At 42.0% G+C, this 584-nt stretch carries 1 protein-coding gene; it reads left to right on the top strand.

Annotated features, from left to right (window positions below; translation table 11 throughout):
• A partial coding sequence (locus CD121_RS08065) for an Ig-like domain-containing protein (protein WP_257214275.1) occupies positions 1-584 on the top strand: 584 nt, incomplete at both ends.

Genomic DNA, 584 nt, shown 5'->3' with positions numbered 1-584 from the left:
CCTAAAAGGTGGGGAAACATTACCAGTTACTGCGACAGACAAAGATGGCAACACTTCTGAAAAAGCATCAACTGTTGTCAAAGACACAACAGCACCAAATGTACCAACAATCAATCCAGTGACGAGTGATGATACACAAATCACAGGAAAAGCAGAGCCAAACTCAACAGTAACAGTGACGTTCCCAGACGGAACAACAGCGAGTGCAACAACAGATGCAGATGGTAATTACGTGATTGACATTCCATCTAACGTAGATTTAAAAGGTGGAGAAACATTACCAGTAACAGCGACAGATAAAGATGGCAACACTTCTGATAAAGCGTCAACAGTTGTAACAGATACAACAGCACCGACAGCACCAACTGTTAATCCAGTAACAAGTGAAGACAAAACAATCACAGGAACAGCAGAACCAGGCTCAACTGTGACAGTAACATTCCCAGATGGAACAACAGCAACTGGAATTGCCGATGAAAATGGTAATTATGTGATTGACATTCCAGCTAATGAAGACCTAAAAGGTGGGGAAACATTACCAGTTACTGCGACAGACAAAGATGGCAACACTTCTGAAAAAGCAT

This window comes from Staphylococcus pasteuri (assembly GCF_003970495.1).
Taxonomy (GTDB): Bacteria; Bacillota; Bacilli; order Staphylococcales; family Staphylococcaceae; genus Staphylococcus; species Staphylococcus pasteuri.
Note: the sequence above shows the minus strand (reverse complement) of the source record. Positions and strands in the feature narration are given on the sequence as shown.